This is a genomic window from Vibrio sp. CDRSL-10 TSBA, assembly GCA_039696685.1.
Taxonomy (GTDB): Bacteria; Pseudomonadota; Gammaproteobacteria; order Enterobacterales; family Vibrionaceae; genus Vibrio.
Map to the genome: position 1 here is coordinate 2,984,490 of CP155566.1, position 17,359 is coordinate 3,001,848.

A 17,359-nucleotide genomic window follows, 5' to 3' on the forward strand; every position below is an offset into this window, starting at 1 on the left:
ACTTAGGCTACCTTTTTCTTCTTTTGTCTTAACTTATCTTTGAATTTTCTCACTGGCACGCTATCCATGGTATTGGCAATAATAGCGGTCAGCAGCAGCGCTGCATTTATCGGCCACATCCCCACCAGCGCCGGGATGGAACCATCTTCCAGTGCTGACTTAGTCGCACTGATGGCCAGAAAGTAAGTCAGGTAAATCAGGATTGCCGGGCCCATTTTGGCAAACCGTCCCTGACGCGGATTGACCGCAGACAGCGGCACCACCAGCATGGTCAACAGCGGAATACAGACCACCAGTGAAATACGCCATTGCAACTCCGCCTGCGCGCGGCGATCGGAGTTATGCATGAGTTCAAGAGTCGGAATGGCTTCCCAGTCGCGGCCTTTTTCTTCCACCTCACGCTGACCAATCAAGCCTTCATATTCATCAAACTTGGAGATCATGTAATCAACGCGGGTCGGTACACCTTCATAACGGGTGCCGTTATACATGGTGATGATCTGGCGTCCGTCACTCAGTTCTTTCACATCACCGGAATCGGAGAACATCACACTCGGCAGGATCGATTCACGCGGCGTCAGTTGCGCCACGAACACGTTGTTCAGGGTTTTGTTGTCGATATTATCGATAAACACCACCGACGAACCATCCGGCGAACGCTGGAACTGACCGGTTTGCAACAGATCAACACTGTTTTCCGCCGCCAGCTGCTCCATCAGCGATTCGACTTTATCCTGACTCCAGGGTGACAGCCACAGCGCGTTAAAGCCGGCGACACACGAAGTGATAATGCCAAGATACAACGCGGCGCGCACCAGGAACTTATTACCGATCCCGGTGGCATTCATCACTGTAATTTCACTTTCCGCGTACAGGCGACCGAAGGTGAGCAAAATCCCGATGTACAGGCTCAGTGGCAGCATTAACAACCCCATTGCCGGCATGTTCAGACCAACAATGGATAAAATCAAACGAGCCGGGATTTCACCATCAGACGCATCGGCTAAAACGCGAATAAATTTTTGGCTCAGAAACACTAAAAACAGCACGAAAAAGATCGCTAATTGGCTTTTTAGTGTCTCGCGGATCAAATATCTAACAATAATCACGCTGAAATAACCTATGCAAAACTTGTTTTTTTGATTGAATCACTATAATTTCCCGTTGAACCTTTTATTTTTTAAAATTTCACTATGTGTTAGAGCGCTTAACCAAAGGGTAGATCCAAGTGAGGATTCAACAAGTAAGAACGCATTATCTAACATTTAGTTCTATTTGTCTTTAGGATGTAGGAGTACGCATGGAGTTCAGTGTTAAAAGTGGTAGCCCTGAAAAACAACGTAGCGCATGTATCGTTGTCGGTGTCTTCGAACCACGCCGCCTTTCTCCAGTCGCAGAACAGCTAGATAAAATCAGCGACGGCTATATCAGTTCACTGCTGCGTCGCGGTGATCTGGAAGGTAAACCGGGGCAGATGCTACTGCTGCATCAGGTACCAGGTGTTCTGTCTGAGCGCGTATTGCTGGTTGGCTGCGGTAAAGAGCGCGAACTGGGCGAACGTCAGTACAAAGAAATCATTCAGAAAACCATCAGCACACTTAACGAAACCGGCTCAATGGAAGCGGTCTGCTTCCTGACTGAACTGCATGTTAAGGGTCGCGATACTTACTGGAAAGTTCGTCAGGCAGTCGAAGCAACCAAAGATGGCCTGTACACTTTCGACCAGTTCAAAACCGTGAAGCCGGAGACTCGTCGTCCGCTGCGTAAACTGGTGTTCAACGTCCCTACCCGCCGTGAACTGAGCCTGGGCGAGCGTGCTATCACGCACGGTCTGGCTATCGCTTCCGGTGTGAAAGCCTGTAAAGATCTCGGCAATATGCCACCCAACGTCGCTAACCCGGCGTACCTGGCTTCCCAGGCTCGTCGTCTGGCTGACGACTACGAAACCATCAGCACCAAGATCATTGGTGAAGAAGAGATGGAAAAACTGGGCATGACCTCTTACCTGGCAGTTGGCCGTGGTTCCAAAAACGAATCCATGATGTCAGTCATCGAGTACAAGGGTAACCCGGATCCGAATGCCAAGCCGATTGTTCTGGTTGGTAAAGGTCTGACTTTCGATTCAGGCGGTATTTCACTCAAACCAGGCGAAGCTATGGATGAGATGAAGTACGACATGTGTGGTGCCGCTTCAGTATTTGGCACCATGAAAGCGATTGCCAAACTGAACCTGCCACTTAACGTGACAGGCATTCTGGCTGGCTGTGAAAACATGCCTGGCAGCAACGCTTACCGTCCGGGTGACATCCTGACGACCATGTCAGGTCAGACCGTTGAAGTGCTCAACACTGACGCAGAAGGCCGCCTGGTCCTGTGTGATGCCCTGACCTACGTTGAGCGCTTCGAACCGGATTGTGTGGTCGATGTGGCAACGCTGACCGGTGCCTGTGTGATTGCGCTGGGTCACCACATCAGTGGCGTGATGGCCAACCATAACCCGCTGGCACATGAACTGGTGAATGCTTCTGAGCAGGCCAGCGACCGCGCATGGCGTCTGCCGATGGCGGATGAATTCCACGAACAGCTGAAAAGCCCGTTTGCGGATATGCAGAACATCGGTGGCCGTCCGGGTGGCGCTATCACCGCCGGTTGCTTCCTGTCGAAGTTCACCAAGAAGTACAACTGGGCACACCTTGATATCGCGGGTACCGCGTGGCGCTCTGGCGCAGCGAAAGGTTCAACCGGTCGTCCGGTCTCTATGCTGGTCCAATTCCTGCTGAATCGCAGTGGCCAGGATAGCGAGGAGTAATACTCCCGAAAATAAAAGGGCCGTCAGGCCCTTTTTTGTTTATGGCGAATCCAGGTTTATCGCTAACTATGTTTACCGCTAATTATGTTTAATAACGGCGAATGTTGGTCGTGAACCGAATGAGGCACAAGTATGGCAACCGCAACGTTTTATATCGTCAAACCCGATTCCCCGCAGGCGACGGAATCCGGTCTGGCTGACTATGCGCTGTTCCTCAGTCAGCATTTTGCCCGTCAGGGTGCCAAAGTGTATCTGCAATGCAATGATAAAACCCATGCCGAGCAGATGGCTGAGCGCTTCTGGCAGGTCGACGCGACGGACTTTATTGCCCATAATCTGGTTGGAGAAGGTCCGCGCTACGGCACGGCGATCGAAATCGGTCACTGCGGGGTCAAACCCACCTGGAACCGGCAACTGGCAATAAATTTGGCCGATAATCATACAACCTTTGCGAAGGCCTTCGCAGAGGTGGTAGACTTCGTCCCCAACGAAGAAAATGCGAAACAACGGGCTCGTGAACGTTATAAGTTGTACCGCCAGGCGGGCTATCAGCTGCAAACCATCGAGATCCAATATCCATAATGGTTCATCGTTATAGTTAAGCTCTCTTGTTGAGAGACCTCACTTATAAAGATTGCCAGTATTAACCATCAAAGTATCCATTTAAGAGCGCTATGGAAAAGACATATAACCCAACATCAATCGAACAAGATCTGTATCAGACTTGGGAAGAAAAAGGCTACTTCAAGCCTCACGGTGACACATCAAAAGACGCCTACAGCATCATGATTCCGCCGCCGAACGTCACTGGTAGCCTTCATATGGGTCACGCATTCCAAGACACCATTATGGATACCCTGATTCGTTGCCAGCGCATGAAGGGTAAGAACACCCTGTGGCAAGTCGGTACTGACCACGCAGGTATCGCGACTCAGATGGTTGTTGAGCGTAAGATCGCGGCAGAAGAGAACAAAACTAAACACGATTACGGTCGTGATGCCTTCATCGACAAAATCTGGGAATGGAAAAACGAATCCGGCGGCACCATCACTAAACAGCTGCGCCGCCTGGGTGCATCGGTTGACTGGGACCGTGAACGTTTCACTATGGATGACGGCTTCTACAAAGCGGTCCAGGAAGTGTTTGTCCGTCTGTACAAAGACGACCTGATTTACCGTGGTAAGCGCCTGGTTAACTGGGATCCAAAACTGCACACCGCGATTTCTGATCTGGAAGTGGAAAACAAAGACGTTAAAGGCAACATGTGGCATTTCCGCTACCCGTTAGCCGATGGCGCAAAAACCGCAGAAGGTAAAGATTACATCGTTGTCGCAACTACGCGTCCGGAAACCATGCTGGGTGATACCGGTGTGGCCGTTAACCCGGAAGATCCACGCTACAAAGATCTGATCGGCAAAGATGTCCTGCTGCCTATCGTTGGCCGTCGTATTCCGATTGTAGGCGATGAACACGCTGACATGGAGAAAGGTACCGGCTGTGTGAAAATCACCCCGGCACACGACTTCAACGACTATGAAGTGGGTAAACGTCATCAGCTGCCGATGATCAACATCTTCACCTTTGATGCTAACGTGCGTGCTGCGGCGGAAGTGTTCAATTCAAATGGTGAAGCGAGCGACGCTTACAGCACCGATATTCCGGCGCAATACCAAGGCCTGGAACGTTTTGCGGCGCGTAAAGCCATCGTGGCAGAATTTGAGCAGCTTGGCCTGCTGGAAGAAATTAAAGATCACGACCTGACTGTCCCTTACGGTGACCGTGGCGGCGTGGTAATCGAACCTATGCTGACCGACCAATGGTACGTGCGTGCCGGTATTCTGGCTCAGCCTGCGGTTGAAGCGGTTGAGAATGGCGACATTCAGTTTGTTCCTAAGCAGTACGAAAACATGTACTTCTCCTGGATGCGTGATATTCAGGACTGGTGTATCTCTCGTCAGCTGTGGTGGGGTCACCGCATTCCGGCTTGGTACGATGCCAACGGCAACGTCTACGTTGGTCGCAACGAAGACGAAGTACGTGCTGACAACAACATCCCGGCTGATGTTGCTCTGAGCCAGGACGAAGACGTGCTGGATACCTGGTTCTCTTCTGCGCTGTGGACCTTCGGTACACTGGGCTGGCCGGAAAACACTGACGCCCTGAAAGTCTTCCATCCGTCAGAAGTTTCTGGTGACCGGTTTTGACATCATCTTCTTCTGGGTGGCGCGCATGATCATGATGACCATGCACTTCATCAAAGATGAAAACGGCAAGCCGCAAGTCCCATTCAAGACGGTTTACGTCACCGGTCTTATCCGTGATGAAAACGGCGACAAGATGTCGAAGTCAAAAGGTAACGTACTGGATCCGATCGACATGATCGACGGTATCGATCTGGAGTCGCTGGTCACCAAACGTACCGGTAACATGATGCAGCCACAACTGGCCGCCAAGATCGAGAAAAACACGCGTAAAACGTTCGAAAACGGAATTGAACCTTACGGTACCGATGCACTGCGCTTTACCCTGGCGGCAATGGCATCGACCGGTCGCGATATCAACTGGGATATGAAGCGTCTGGAAGGTTACCGTAACTTCTGCAACAAACTGTGGAACGCGAGCCGTTATGTACTGATGAACACCGAAGAGCAGGATTGTGGCTTTGCTGTAGGCGCTGCACTTGAGTATTCACAGGCCGACAAATGGATCGAATCTCAGTTTGAACTGGCGGCGAAAGCGTTCAACGAACATATCGACAACTACCGCCTCGATATGGCAGCGAACACCCTGTACGAGTTCATCTGGAACCAGTTCTGTGACTGGTACCTGGAGCTGACCAAGCCGGTGCTGTGGAAAGGTAACGAAGCACAGCAACGTGCGACACGCCGTACCCTGATCACTGTGCTGGAAAAGACCCTGCGTCTGGCTCATCCGGTGCTGCCGTACATCACTGAGACTATCTGGCAAAGCGTTAAACCACTGGTTGAAGGTGTGGAAGGCGACACCATTATGCTGCAGGCACTACCTCAGTACGATGCTGACAACTTCCATCAGGAAGCGCTGGATGACATCGAATGGGTAAAAGCCTTCATCACCAGCATCCGTAACCTGCGTGCAGAATACGACATCAACCCGGGTAAACCACTCGAAGTGATGCTCAAAGCAGCCAACGAGACCGACGCTCAGCGTCTGCAGGCGAACCAGCAAGTACTGATGTCGCTGGCGAAACTGGAAAGCGTACGTATCCTGGCATCAGGTGAAGAAACGCCGGCCTGTGCAACCGCACTGGTTGGTAAATCTGAGCTGATGATCCCGATGGCGGGCCTGATCGACAAAGATGCCGAGCTGGATCGTCTGGCAAAAGAGATCGCGAAAACTCAAGGCGAAATCAAACGCATTGAAGGCAAACTGGGTAACGAAGGTTTCGTCGCCAAAGCGCCGGAAGCTGTGGTTGCCAAAGAGCGTGAGAAGCTGGACGGCTACAAAGAGACCCTGACTAAACTGGAAGAGCAGAAAGCGACCATCGCCGCTCTGTAAGTGATCAGGATGAAGAAAAGGCAGCGAATTCGCTGCCTTTTTTGTATCTGTCCCTTCCGGGAATAGGTTGCCGGCCGGATTAACGCTTTACCAGCCCGGCTCACGCTTACACAATCCGGTTTTGCTGTTTACCGGCGGCGTATGCCTCAATATTGTCGATTAAGATGTTCGCCAGTTGCTGAATGGCAGAATCACTGCCCCACGCGACGTGCGGTGTTAACAGCAAATTCGGCAAATCCATATTGGCAATCAGCGGATTATTAATATCAGCCGGCTCCTGGGTAAACACATCGACCCCGGCACCAGCAATTGTGCGCTGCTTGAGCGCATCCACCAGCGCGGTTTCATCCACCAAACCACCACGGCCGGTATTAATCAGGATTGCGGTCGGCTTCATACAGGTAAGCTCAGGCTGAGCAATCAGATTACGTGTCTGCTCGGTGAGCGGGCAATGCAGCGATAACACATCCGCTTCGCGCAGCACCTGTTCAAACGGGGTATAACCGGCGCGGCATTCAGCCTGACCTTTATGCTCAGCAAACAGCACCTGCATTCCCAAAGCGCGAGCCAGAGCAGCGGTTGCCTGCCCGAGCGCACCGCCACCAATCAGACCAAGCGTACTGCCGGCAATATCGCCGATCGAGTGGGTAAAGAAACAAAACTGCTTGTTACGCTGCCATTCACCGGCGGCGATATCATGGTGATAGCCCATCAGATTACGGCGCAGAGCAAACATCATCGCCACCACATGTTCCGGCACCGAACGGGTTGCATAACCCTGCACATTACACACCGCAATATTATGCACCCGGCAGTAATCAACATCGACATTATTCACGCCGGTGGCAGATACCGCGACCAGTCGCAAGTTCGGCAATTGAGCCAGGATTTCGGCACTGAGCACGACTTTGTTGGTAATGACGATTTCCGCATCCTGCAAGCGTTCAACCACTTGCTCGGGCGCTGTGGTATCGAACTCCTGCCAACGATGAGAAAAGGTCAGCGCCGGCAGGTGGATATGGCGCGGTATGGTTGCGCGGTCAAGGAATACAACAGTGGGTAACGACATAACTTCTCCTCGGTCTGCCCACTGTCAGCAGTTAAGGACGGGGCAGAGTTTTATAATCGGGTAATTTTCGCTCAGGATCGAAATGCTGCAATATCTGTTCTTGCGCTTCGGGATAGAAATCACACGCAACAAACAGCGAGCGTAGCCAATGACTACGAGGATGATAAAAGCTCAACTCGGCTGCATGCAACTCTAAACGATCGGTAAAGTCGATCGCTTCCTGCGGCGCATAGAATTCGTCACCGACAATCGGGTGGCCGATGGCCATCATATGGACGCGTAACTGGTGGGAAACGGCCGGTAACCGGAAACAGGCGCACCACCGAGGTCTGCTCTTCACGTTTGACCACCTGATACAAGGTTTTGGACGGCTTGCCCGTCTCATGACAAACCATCTGTTTGGGCCGGTTAGGCCAGTCACAAATTAGGGGCAGATCAATCTCGCCCTCATCCTGTTGCACCTTGCCCCACACCCGTGCGTAGTAAATTTTATGGGTCAGACGATACTGAAACTGCTTTTTCAGTGCCGCTTCCATGTATTTGTCTTTGGCGAACAGCATCAGGCCAGAGGTCGACATATCAAGACGATGCACCACCTGAATCTGTGGATACTGCTCCTGCAGGCGGCTCCACATACTGTCGTGATGCTCGGCCAGCCGACCCGGGACGGAAAGCAGACCGGAAGGCTTGTTCACCGCCAGGATGTAATCATCTTCGAAAACCACATCAATCCACGGATCGGTCGGTGGGTGGTACTCAGTCATCGCCATGTGCTATCTCGTTCCAACAGGTCAGTAAAAAATCGGCGCATTATAACCCTAACTGCCTGCGGGATGCAGCAGGCAAACCCACTCTGCGCTGTTGACATATGCCGCTTAAAACAACAATCGACAAAGGTCAAACAACAGCTTGCAAAAAAGTTTGCTCTAAATTGTAACTAAAAATTGACACGAATATTAACTGTGATATTGATGGTGAATATTGATAAAAAAATGAGCGCCGGTCCACGCAGGCAGGTGCCGCTTTTACTCGCACAACACAACATCAAAATTTGTAAGGAACAAGAATGGAAAACGCCGTCCCTTATCCATCGCAACAACGGCTATCGTTATCCCAGCTGATGCGCTCACTGGGCCCGGGCATCATGATGGCTGCCGCTGCCGTGGGTGGCTCTCATCTGGTCGCCTCGACCAAAGCCGGTGCTATTTACGGTTGGCAACTGGCTATCCTGATTCTGCTGGTTAACCTGTTGAAATACCCATTTTTTCGTGCCGGCGTTCAGTACACCATGGGCACAGGTCAAAGCCTGGTCGAAGGCTATGCCAAACTGGGTAAACCGTATCTGTGGATTTTTTCCGTGCTGGCGGTGTTCTCCGGCATCGTCAATACCGCAGCCCTGCTGCTGTTCAGCGCCAGTCTGCTGAGTATTTTTGTTCCGTTTGAGCTACCGCTGGCGGTATTGAGCGCGATCATTCTAGCCACCTGCCTGATTATTCTGTTTGCGGGGCATTACCGTGCTCTGGATACCTTGTCGAAAGTCATCATGGCGGTGCTGACCATCGCAACCCTGCTGGCTGTGGCTATCGCCGCGTTCAACCCGGCCCCGGTGACCGCGGCGGTCACCGATGGTCCGTCTCCCTGGACGCTGGCTGCGATCGGCTTTCTGGTGGTGACCATGGGCTGGATGCCGGCTCCGATCGAAATCTCCTCACTGACTTCCGTGTGGCTTAAGAGTCAGTGCCGTCAGCAAAAAGTGACGGCGCAATCTGCGCTGTTTGACTTCAACGTCGGCTACATTGGTACTGCCCTGCTGGCCATCGTATTCCTGGCGCTGGGGGCTTTGGTTATCCACGGCACCGGCGTTGAGCTGTCCAAATCCGGTATGGGCTTTTCGCACCAGCTGGTTGGCATGTACGCCTCAACAATTGGTGAATGGTCCCGTTACCTGATTGCTGTGATTGCCTTCTTCTGTATTTTTGGCAGCACGATTACCGTGATTGATGGCTATTCGCGTGTGATTGCCGAATCTCAGCGCCTGCTGAAAGAGCAACAGCAGCAAAGCCCGAAAGTACTGCAAGGCTGGATTGTACTGGTCTCTGCGGCAGCACTGGCGATTGTCAGCTTCTTTACTTCCGCGCTGATGCCGATGCTCAATTTTGCCATGATCATGGCGTTTATGACCACGCCGGTGTTTGCCCTGCTCAACTACATTCTGGTGACCCGCACTGAGTTGCCGGACGAACTCAAAGTCGGTCCGAAACTGAAAGCCCTGTCAATTATTGGCCTGGTTTACCTGTTCGGCTTCCTGGCACTGTTTGTATGGTGGAAGTGGCTGATGTAAGCCGCTGCAGCACATACGCTGGTTTGGTACCAGATAACAGCGATAAAAAAGGCTTTCCCGCGGGAAAGCCTTTTTCGTTGCCGGCAGCAAACCTTAGTTGTGTGCCACCACAATCAGACGCAGCGAGTCGAGCTGATACTGCGCTTCGCTGATGTAGCCGTTCAGCGCAGCAATCTGCTGATCCAGAGCTGCAATCTCTTCATCACGAATGTTCGGGTTGACCGCTTTCAGAGCCTGCAGACGTTCCAGTTTCGCCGTTCAGGCTGTGCTGCATCTCCTGCTGGGCCTGAGTACGAATCGCCTCTACATGTTTAACCACCGGAGTTTCACTGGCGCTGATCAGACGGTGGATGTCATTCTGCACCGAGCTGACCAGTTTACTCGCCAGATGGCGGTTAACCGGGCTGAGCTGGCGGTTGAACGATTCAAAATCCACCTGAGCCGATAAATCATTACCGCGCGAGTCCATCAGCATACGAATCGGTGTTTTCGGCAGAAAACGGCTGATCCCGCTGCGTTTCGGCGCCTGGGCATCGACCACGTACACCAGCTCAATCAGAATGGTACCGACCGGCAGGGCTTTGTTTTTCAGCAGTGATACCGCGGAAACCCCGACCCCTTCGCTCATCAGCAGATCCATACCGCCCTGGATCATCGGGTGCTCCCAGCTGATCAGGTGCATATCTTCACGCGACAGCGCCGTGTCACGATCAAACGTGATCGTCGCCCCTTCGTATGGCAGGCCCGGGTAGCTTGGTACCATCATGTGCTCAGACGGCGTCACGACCAGCGCGTTTTCACCGCGATCTTCCTGATTAAGGCCCACGGTATCAAACAGGCTCAGCGCAAAGGTCACCAGATTAGTATCGCCATCGGTCGCGGCGATCTGCTCGGCAATTTTCTGCGCCCGTTCACCACCGTTGGAGTGCATTTCCAGCAGACGGTCACGGCCCTGCTCGAGCTGGGCTTTGAGCGTTTTGTTCATCTGCGCGGATTCAGCCACGATCTCATCCAGGCCAGTCTCCTCACCGGACGCCAGCAAGCTAATCAGACGCTCAGCAAACTCATCGTACACCGCACGGCCGGTCGGACAGGTTTCAGCAAAGGCATTGAGACCTTCGTGATACCAGCGCGCCAGGATCGCCTGCGAGGTCCCTTTCAGATAAGGTACGTGGATATCAATATCCTGTTTCTGACCAATCCGATCGAGACGACCAATACGCTGCTCAAGCAGGTCCGGATTAAACGGCAAATCAAACATCACCAACTGGCTGGCAAACTGGAAGTTACGTCCTTCCGAGCCGATTTCGCTACAGATCAGCACTTGAGCGCCGCCCTCTTCCTGGGCAAAGTAAGCCGCGGCTTTATCACGCTCCAGAATCGACATGCCTTCATGGAATACCGTGGCACGGATACCTTCGCGCTCGCGCAGTGCCTGCTCAAGTTGCAATGCGGTGCTGGCGCGCGATGCGATGACCAGAATTTTATCGCTGCGCTTGGCTTTGATTTTCTCCAGCAGCCAGTTAACCCGTGAGTCAAACTGCCACCAGCTCGCATCATCGCCTTCAAATTCCTGGAAGATCTCTTCCGGGTAAAGCATTTTCATTGCCCGCGCTTCCGGGCTCATCTTGCCGCCAATCATGCCCGCTACTCGCATCGAAGTGGTGTACTGCTGCGGGATCTCCATCGGCATCAGATGGACATTACGTACCGGGAAACCTTTAATAGCGGCACGGGTGTTACGGAACAGCACGCGGCCGGTACCGTGACGGTCCATCAGGTTATCAATCAGCTCCTGACGTGCGGCCGCCTGTTGTGCCTGGTCACTGTCACTCTCCAGAATACGGAACAGCGGCTCGACATCCTGCTCGGACAGCAGATCGGCGATCTGATTTTTGGCCTCGTCCGCCAGCACATGACCGCTGAACAGCGCGCTGACCGCATCCGCGACCGGCTCGTACTGCGCTTCTTCCTGCACGAATGCTTCATAGTCGTAGAAACGGTCCGAATCGAGCAGACGCAAACGGGCAAAGTGGCTTTCTCGTCCCAGCTGTTCCGGTGTTGCCGTCAGCAGCAAGACACCCGGTGTGCTTTCCGACAGCGCTTCAATCACCTGATATTCGCGGCTTGGATTATCGACACTCCACTCCAGGTGGTGTGCTTCGTCCACTACCAGCAGATCCCATTCAGCATCCAGCGCCTGTTCAAAACGCTTGCGGCTTTTGCGCAGAAAATCGAGCGAACACAACACGAACTGCTGGGTCTCAAACGGGTTATCGGCTTCAGCAAAGGCTTCCACGCAGCGCTCTTCGTCAAACACCGAAAAGTGCAGGTTAAAGCGGCGCAGCATCTCAACCAGCCACTGATGCTGCAGGGTTTCCGGCACCACGATAAGAATACGTTCCGCACGACCGGACAGCACCTGCTGGTGAATGATCATACCGGCTTCGATGGTTTTACCCAGGCCCACTTCGTCCGCCAGCAGAACACGCGGCGCATGACGACGGCCCACTTCATGGGCAATGTAGAGCTGATGCGGAATCAGACCCGCGCGCATGCCACACAAGCCACGCATCGGGCTTTTATGTTGTTGGTACTGGTTATTCAGAGCGCGGTAACGCAGCACGAAATTGTCCATCCGGTCGATTTGGCCGGCAAACAATTTGTCCTGTGGTTTATTAAAGCGAATCTGGTTGCTAAGGAAGATCTCACGCAGCGCGACACCCTCCTCGTCGCTGTCTTCGCGGGTACCGATATAAGTGAACACACTGTTCTCTTCCAGCACCTGGTCCACTTTCAGCGACCAGCCTTCCTGACAGTCGATGACATCACCCACGTTAAATGTCACTCGGGTGACCGGGGCATCATTACGCGCGTAAACACGGTTTTCTTCCGATGCTGCGAACATCAAAGTCACAGTACGGGCATCGAGAGCCACCACTGTACCTAAACCTAAATCGCTTTCCGTATCGCTAATCCAGCGTTGCCCCAAAGCAAAAGTCATGTATCGACTACCTCATCAATTTGGAATGGAATATATCTACTGACACTGCACCCACAGAAGGGAAATCCGACCACAAACCAGCGCAGACACTGAGTTTAAAATCGTTTGGATAACATTATGGTGGTTCAAAAAGAGTGGTGCAGAAAAAGGTCGCTAATCTTACTTGATGGCGTGATAGAGGTCACGCGCAAACCCGGCTTTTTTTCGTCAAGATCCGGCTGACATCAAACTGTAAGAAACAAGTGGCATTTCTATTCAGGAAGGGTTGCTATACTCAGCGAGAAGGCGCACGACAGCCAGTAAAAACTGGCACAAAGTCTGCAAGTTCAAACAGAGAGTATCAACACGGGTTTGCAGTCAGCCGTCAGGTGATCGAACACATACCCTTAAGCGTACGATCCCCTGACAGGCCGATGGATGCAAACATCCATTGCTTAGCAAGCTACATAGTAGCAAGGAGACGCTTATGGGCGATACCGACCGGAAACTGTTTGTCCTGGATACCAATATCCTGCTTCATGAACCACTAGCCATTTACTCCTTCCAAGAACATGATGTGGTCATCCCGATGACCGTGCTCGAAGAAACTCGACCGAATCAAAGACAGCAAACGCGATGTAGCGCGCGACGCACGCGTCGCCATCCGGGCGCTGGAAAACCTGTTCCACGACGCCACCCCGGATGAAATTACCGAAGGCATCCCGTTCACCACTCATACCAACGCGTCCGGCTCAATCGCCATTCTGGCCGATTATGACGTACCGGAAACCGTGAAAGCCTTCACCGATAAAGAAGGCGACAACCGCATTCTTAACGCTGTACTGCATCTGCAAAACAAACGTGCGCCGCGGGAAGTGGTGCTGGTCACTAAAGACATCAACATGCGCCTGCGCGCCAAAGGTGCCGGGGTTCGCTTCGTCGATGATTACCGCAGCGACCAGTTGATCGACGACGTACAGTACCTGACCAAAGGCTTCCAGACTCGTCCGGGTAATTTCTGGGATCAGGTCAGCAGTGTCGACAGCTACACCCTGGAAGGCAAGACCTACCATAAGCTGGACCGTGAACCGTTTGAACCTACCTACATTAACCAGTACGTGCTGGATGAAGAGAGTGACTTTGCTGCCCGGGTTGAAGTCATCAATGAAGACAAAATTACCCTGCGTGATTTAAGCCGTGAGCGTATGCTGCACCGCAAAGCGTGGGACATTACCCCGAAAAATATTTATCAGGGTATGGCGATGGACGCCCTGCTTGACCGCGATATCGACCTTGTGATCCTGACCGGCGCGGCGGGGAGCGGTAAAACCCTGCTGGCAATGGCCGCAGCGCTGGAGCAGACCATTGAGAAGAAAATGTTCGATAAGATCATCGTAACCCGCAACACGCCAGACATCGGCGAGTCCATCGGCTTTCTGCCCGGCAGTGAAGAAGAGAAAATGATGCCGTGGCTGGCCTCGGTCACCGATACGCTGGAAGCGCTGCACAAACATGACCACTGTACCGAGAGCTCACTCAAGTACATTGTCGACAAAGCCAATATCCAGTTTAAATCGATTAACTTTATGCGCGGCCGCTCAATTCAGAATGCGTTCGTGCTGCTTGATGAATGTCAGAACCTGACTGCCTCGCAAATCAAAACCATCATCACCCGCTGTGGCGAAGGCACTAAGATCGTCTGCTCCGGTAACCTGGCGCAGATTGACTCCCCTTACCTGACTCCGGTGACCTCCGGACTGACTTACATGGTAGAGCGCTTCAAAAACTTTGAAGGCAGCGCTAACATCCACCTCAATGGCGTGGTTCGCAGCCGTCTGGCCGAATTCGCCGAAGAGAATTTATAATCACATCTGGCGAGATATCTCCAATATCTCGCCATTTATTTAAAATAATTATTCACTTTAACCGCATTAGTATGTTTTACTAGCCAGACTCAATTGTTATTGCTAAGGACTGAGATATGGCTTTCAATTTACGTAACCGCAATTTTCTCAAACTGCTCGACTTCACGCCGAAGGAAATTCAATTTTTACTCGACCTGGCGGCGGATCTGAAACGTGCTAAATACACAGGTTCAGAACAAAAAAAGCTGGTGGGAAAAAACATCGCGCTTATCTTTGAAAAGTCGTCAACCCGTACCCGTTGCGCGTTTGAAGTAGCCGCATTTGATCAGGGTGCGCAAGTCAGCTATCTCGGCCCGTCCGGTTCACAAATCGGCCACAAAGAATCAATGAAAGACACCGCCCGTGTGTTGGGTCGCATGTATGACGGCATTGAATACCGTGGTTATGGTCAGGCGATCGTAGAAGAGCTGGCACAATACGCCGGTGTTCCGGTCTGGAACGGCCTGACGGACGAGTTCCATCCGACCCAGATCCTGGCCGATTTTCTCACCATGCAGGAAACACGGTGGCGGCAAACCGCTCCATCAGCTGAGCTTTGCTTACCTGGGTGACGCGCGTAATAACATGGGTAATTCCCTGATGGTCGGCGCAGCGAAAATGGGCATGGATATTCGTCTGGTTGCACCAAAAGCGTACTGGCCGGAAGCCGAACTGGTGCAAACCTGCCAGCAAATCGCACAACAAACCGGTGCCAGCATCACGCTGACCGAAGATGTCAATGAAGGTGTCAACGGGGTGGATTTCCTCTACACCGATGTATGGGTATCAATGGGCGAAGCCCCGGAAGCCTGGGATGAGCGGGTTGCACTGATGAAACCGTACCAGGTGAACATGGCCGTGATCGAAGCCACCGGCAATCCGCAGGTCAAATTCATGCACTGCCTGCCAGCTTTCCACAACGACGAAACCACCGTCGGCAAAGAAGTGGCAGAAAAATACGGCATGAAAGGACTGGAAGTGACTGAAGAGGTGTTTGAGTCTGACCACTCGATCGTATTCGATGAAGCGGAAAACCGCATGCACACCATCAAAGCGATTATGGTTGCAACCCTAGGCAGCTGATTGCTTGAAACCCGATGAGCATACATCAGCATGTGATTCGGGTGAACGAAATCCGCTAACGCCGCTCCAAAGCCTGGCTTAACAAGACATCTTCAAAATCATTGGGGCTGTCGCAAGGCAGCAATTGAGCGACCCCCTATGAGCATACATCAGTATGTGATTCGGGTGAGCAAAAGCCGCTAACGCCGCGCCAGTGCCTAGCTTAACAAGACATATTCAAAATCATTGGTGCTGTCGCAAGGCAGCAATTGAGCGAAGCCCGATGAGCATACATCAGTATGTGATTCGGGTGAGCGAAAGCCGCTAACGCCGCGCCAAAGCCTAGCTTAATAAGACATCTTCAAAATCATTGGGGCTGTCGCAAGGCAGCAATTGAGCGAAGCCCGATGAGCATACATCAGTATGTGATTCGGGTGAGCGAAAGCCGCTAACGCCGCGCCAGTGCCAAGGATGCAGAAGATTGTGAGGTAATCGCTTGCGCTCACACAAACTAGGCGTATAATTCCGAGCAATTTGTCTGAGGGGTAGCCAGTGAAACTGAACCAGGTTGTACATACTGCGAGCACGTTTGGTAAGCGACTATGCTTACAGGGCCTGCTATTTTTTGCTCCTCACCAATGATTTTAAAGCCTCCCAGATCGGGGGGCTTTTTTATGGCTAAAAGCTTTGTATTGCTACATATTAAAGGGAAGAAGATCATGGCGAATTCGCTTTATCAAAAGCACATCATCTCCATTTCTGAGCTGTCTCGTGAAGAGCTGGAACTGATTGTCAAAACCGCAGGCCAGCTGAAAGCGCAGCCAAATCCGGAATTGATTAAGAACAAAGTGGTCGCGAGCTGTTTCTTTGAGCCATCGACGCGTACCCGCCTGTCGTTTGAAACTGCGATTCAGCGTATCGGCGGCAGTGTGATCGGTTTTGATAACGGCGGTAACACTTCTCTGGCTAAAAAAGGCGAAACCCTGGCTGACTCGGTGCAGGTTATCTCTTCTTACGTGGATGCGTTTGTGATGCGCCATCCGCAGGAAGGCGCGGCACGTCTGGCGTCTGAATTCTCCAACGGTGTGCCGGTCATCAATGCCGGAGACGGCTCTAACCAGCATCCGAGCCAGACCTTACTCGATCTGTTCTCGCTGTATGAAACCCAGGGCCGCCTTGATAACCTCAACGTAGCATTTGTCGGTGACCTCAAATATGGCCGTACTGTGCACTCGCTGACTCAGGCGCTGGCTAAGTTCAATAACAACCGCTTCTTCTTCATCGCGCCGGAAGCACTGGCGATGCCGGACTACATCTGTGAAGATCTTGACGACGCCGGAATTGAATACAGCCTGCACAATGATATGGAAAGCGTGATTGCTGAACTTGATATTCTGTATATGACCCGGGTGCAAAAAGAGCGTTTTGACGAATCGGAATACGCGCATATCAAATCGGCTTATGTACTGACGGCCGACCACCTGAAGGACGCACGTCCGAATATGAAAGTGCTGCACCCGCTGCCACGCGTGGACGAGATCACCACAGATGTCGATAAGACTCCACACGCGTACTTCTTCCAGCAGGCAGAAAACGGTGTGTACGCACGTGAAGCCCTGCTTGCCCTCGTTTCTGAATGAATCACTGTAACCGG

The 17,359-nt window shown here is 52.3% G+C and carries 6 protein-coding genes and 5 pseudogenes; 7 read left to right on the forward strand and 4 right to left on the reverse strand.

Features of this window, described 5'->3' with window-relative positions; all coding sequences use genetic code 11:
- Window positions 1-2 precede the first annotated feature (2 nt).
- Window positions 3-1,109 carry an LPS export ABC transporter permease LptF gene (gene lptF, locus ABDK09_21535; GenBank protein ID XAW89306.1) on the reverse strand — a complete coding sequence of 369 codons (1,107 nt, stop codon included), beginning with the start codon at window positions 1,107-1,109 and terminating at the stop codon, window positions 3-5.
- A 191-nt stretch (window positions 1,110-1,300) separates the two neighbouring features.
- Between lptF and pepA the strand changes: the two genes are divergently transcribed.
- From pepA to ABDK09_21550, 3 genes and pseudogenes are all read left to right on the forward strand, one after another.
- Entirely contained in the window at window positions 1,301-2,809 is a 1,509-nt protein-coding gene (pepA, locus tag ABDK09_21540) for a leucyl aminopeptidase (GenBank protein ID XAW89307.1), read from the forward strand.
- Between the two features lie 132 nt (window positions 2,810-2,941).
- A complete protein-coding gene (locus tag ABDK09_21545; GenBank protein XAW89308.1) occupies window positions 2,942-3,391 on the forward strand; it encodes a DNA polymerase III subunit chi in 450 nt (149 codons plus the stop codon).
- Between the two features lie 92 nt (window positions 3,392-3,483).
- A pseudogene (locus tag ABDK09_21550) lies at window positions 3,484-6,346 on the forward strand (valine--tRNA ligase).
- A gap of 106 nt (window positions 6,347-6,452) precedes the next feature.
- On the opposite strand, the gene ABDK09_21555 reads toward ABDK09_21550, so the two are convergent.
- Both ABDK09_21555 and rluA read right to left on the reverse strand, forming a co-directional pair.
- Window positions 6,453-7,415, reverse strand: a complete 963-nt coding sequence (locus ABDK09_21555; protein XAW89309.1) for a D-2-hydroxyacid dehydrogenase — start codon at window positions 7,413-7,415, stop codon at window positions 6,453-6,455.
- Window positions 7,416-7,446: 31 nt separating this feature from the next.
- Window positions 7,447-8,185 (reverse strand): annotated as a pseudogene (gene rluA / locus ABDK09_21560) (bifunctional tRNA pseudouridine(32) synthase/23S rRNA pseudouridine(746) synthase RluA).
- A 296-nt stretch (window positions 8,186-8,481) separates the two neighbouring features.
- On the opposite strand from rluA, the gene ABDK09_21565 reads away from it, so the two are divergent.
- Window positions 8,482-9,756: an Nramp family divalent metal transporter gene (locus tag ABDK09_21565; GenBank protein ID XAW89310.1), complete on the forward strand. Its 1,275-nt coding sequence runs from the start codon at window positions 8,482-8,484 to the stop codon at window positions 9,754-9,756.
- A gap of 93 nt (window positions 9,757-9,849) precedes the next feature.
- Here the strand turns inward: ABDK09_21565 and rapA are convergent.
- Window positions 9,850-12,760, reverse strand: a pseudogene (gene rapA, locus ABDK09_21570) (RNA polymerase-associated protein RapA).
- Window positions 12,761-13,226: 466 nt separating this feature from the next.
- Between rapA and ABDK09_21575 the strand changes: the two are divergent.
- The 3 genes and pseudogenes from ABDK09_21575 (at window position 13,227) to pyrB (ending at window position 17,345) form a co-directional block, all read left to right on the forward strand.
- Window positions 13,227-14,604, forward strand: a pseudogene (locus tag ABDK09_21575) (PhoH family protein).
- 116 nt (window positions 14,605-14,720) lie between these two features.
- A pseudogene (locus tag ABDK09_21580) lies at window positions 14,721-15,726 on the forward strand (ornithine carbamoyltransferase).
- Window positions 15,727-16,424: 698 nt separating this feature from the next.
- The gene (gene pyrB / locus ABDK09_21585; GenBank protein ID XAW89311.1) at window positions 16,425-17,345 is read left to right on the forward strand and encodes an aspartate carbamoyltransferase; all 921 of its coding nucleotides are present in this window, start codon (window positions 16,425-16,427) and stop codon (window positions 17,343-17,345) included.
- Window positions 17,346-17,359 lie beyond the last annotated feature (14 nt).

What these genes read in the sequence shown, in the direction of transcription:
- pepA (XAW89307.1), top strand. Translation starts at nt 1,301, where the DNA reads ATGGAGTTCAGTGTTAAAAGTGGTAGCCCTGAAAAACAACGTAGCGCA.
- ABDK09_21545 (XAW89308.1), top strand. Translation starts at nt 2,942, where the DNA reads ATGGCAACCGCAACGTTTTATATCGTCAAACCCGATTCCCCGCAGGCG.
- ABDK09_21555 (XAW89309.1), bottom strand. Translation starts at nt 7,415, where the DNA reads ATGTCGTTACCCACTGTTGTATTCCTTGACCGCGCAACCATACCGCGC.
- ABDK09_21565 (XAW89310.1), top strand. Translation starts at nt 8,482, where the DNA reads ATGGAAAACGCCGTCCCTTATCCATCGCAACAACGGCTATCGTTATCC.
- pyrB (XAW89311.1), top strand. Translation starts at nt 16,425, where the DNA reads ATGGCGAATTCGCTTTATCAAAAGCACATCATCTCCATTTCTGAGCTG.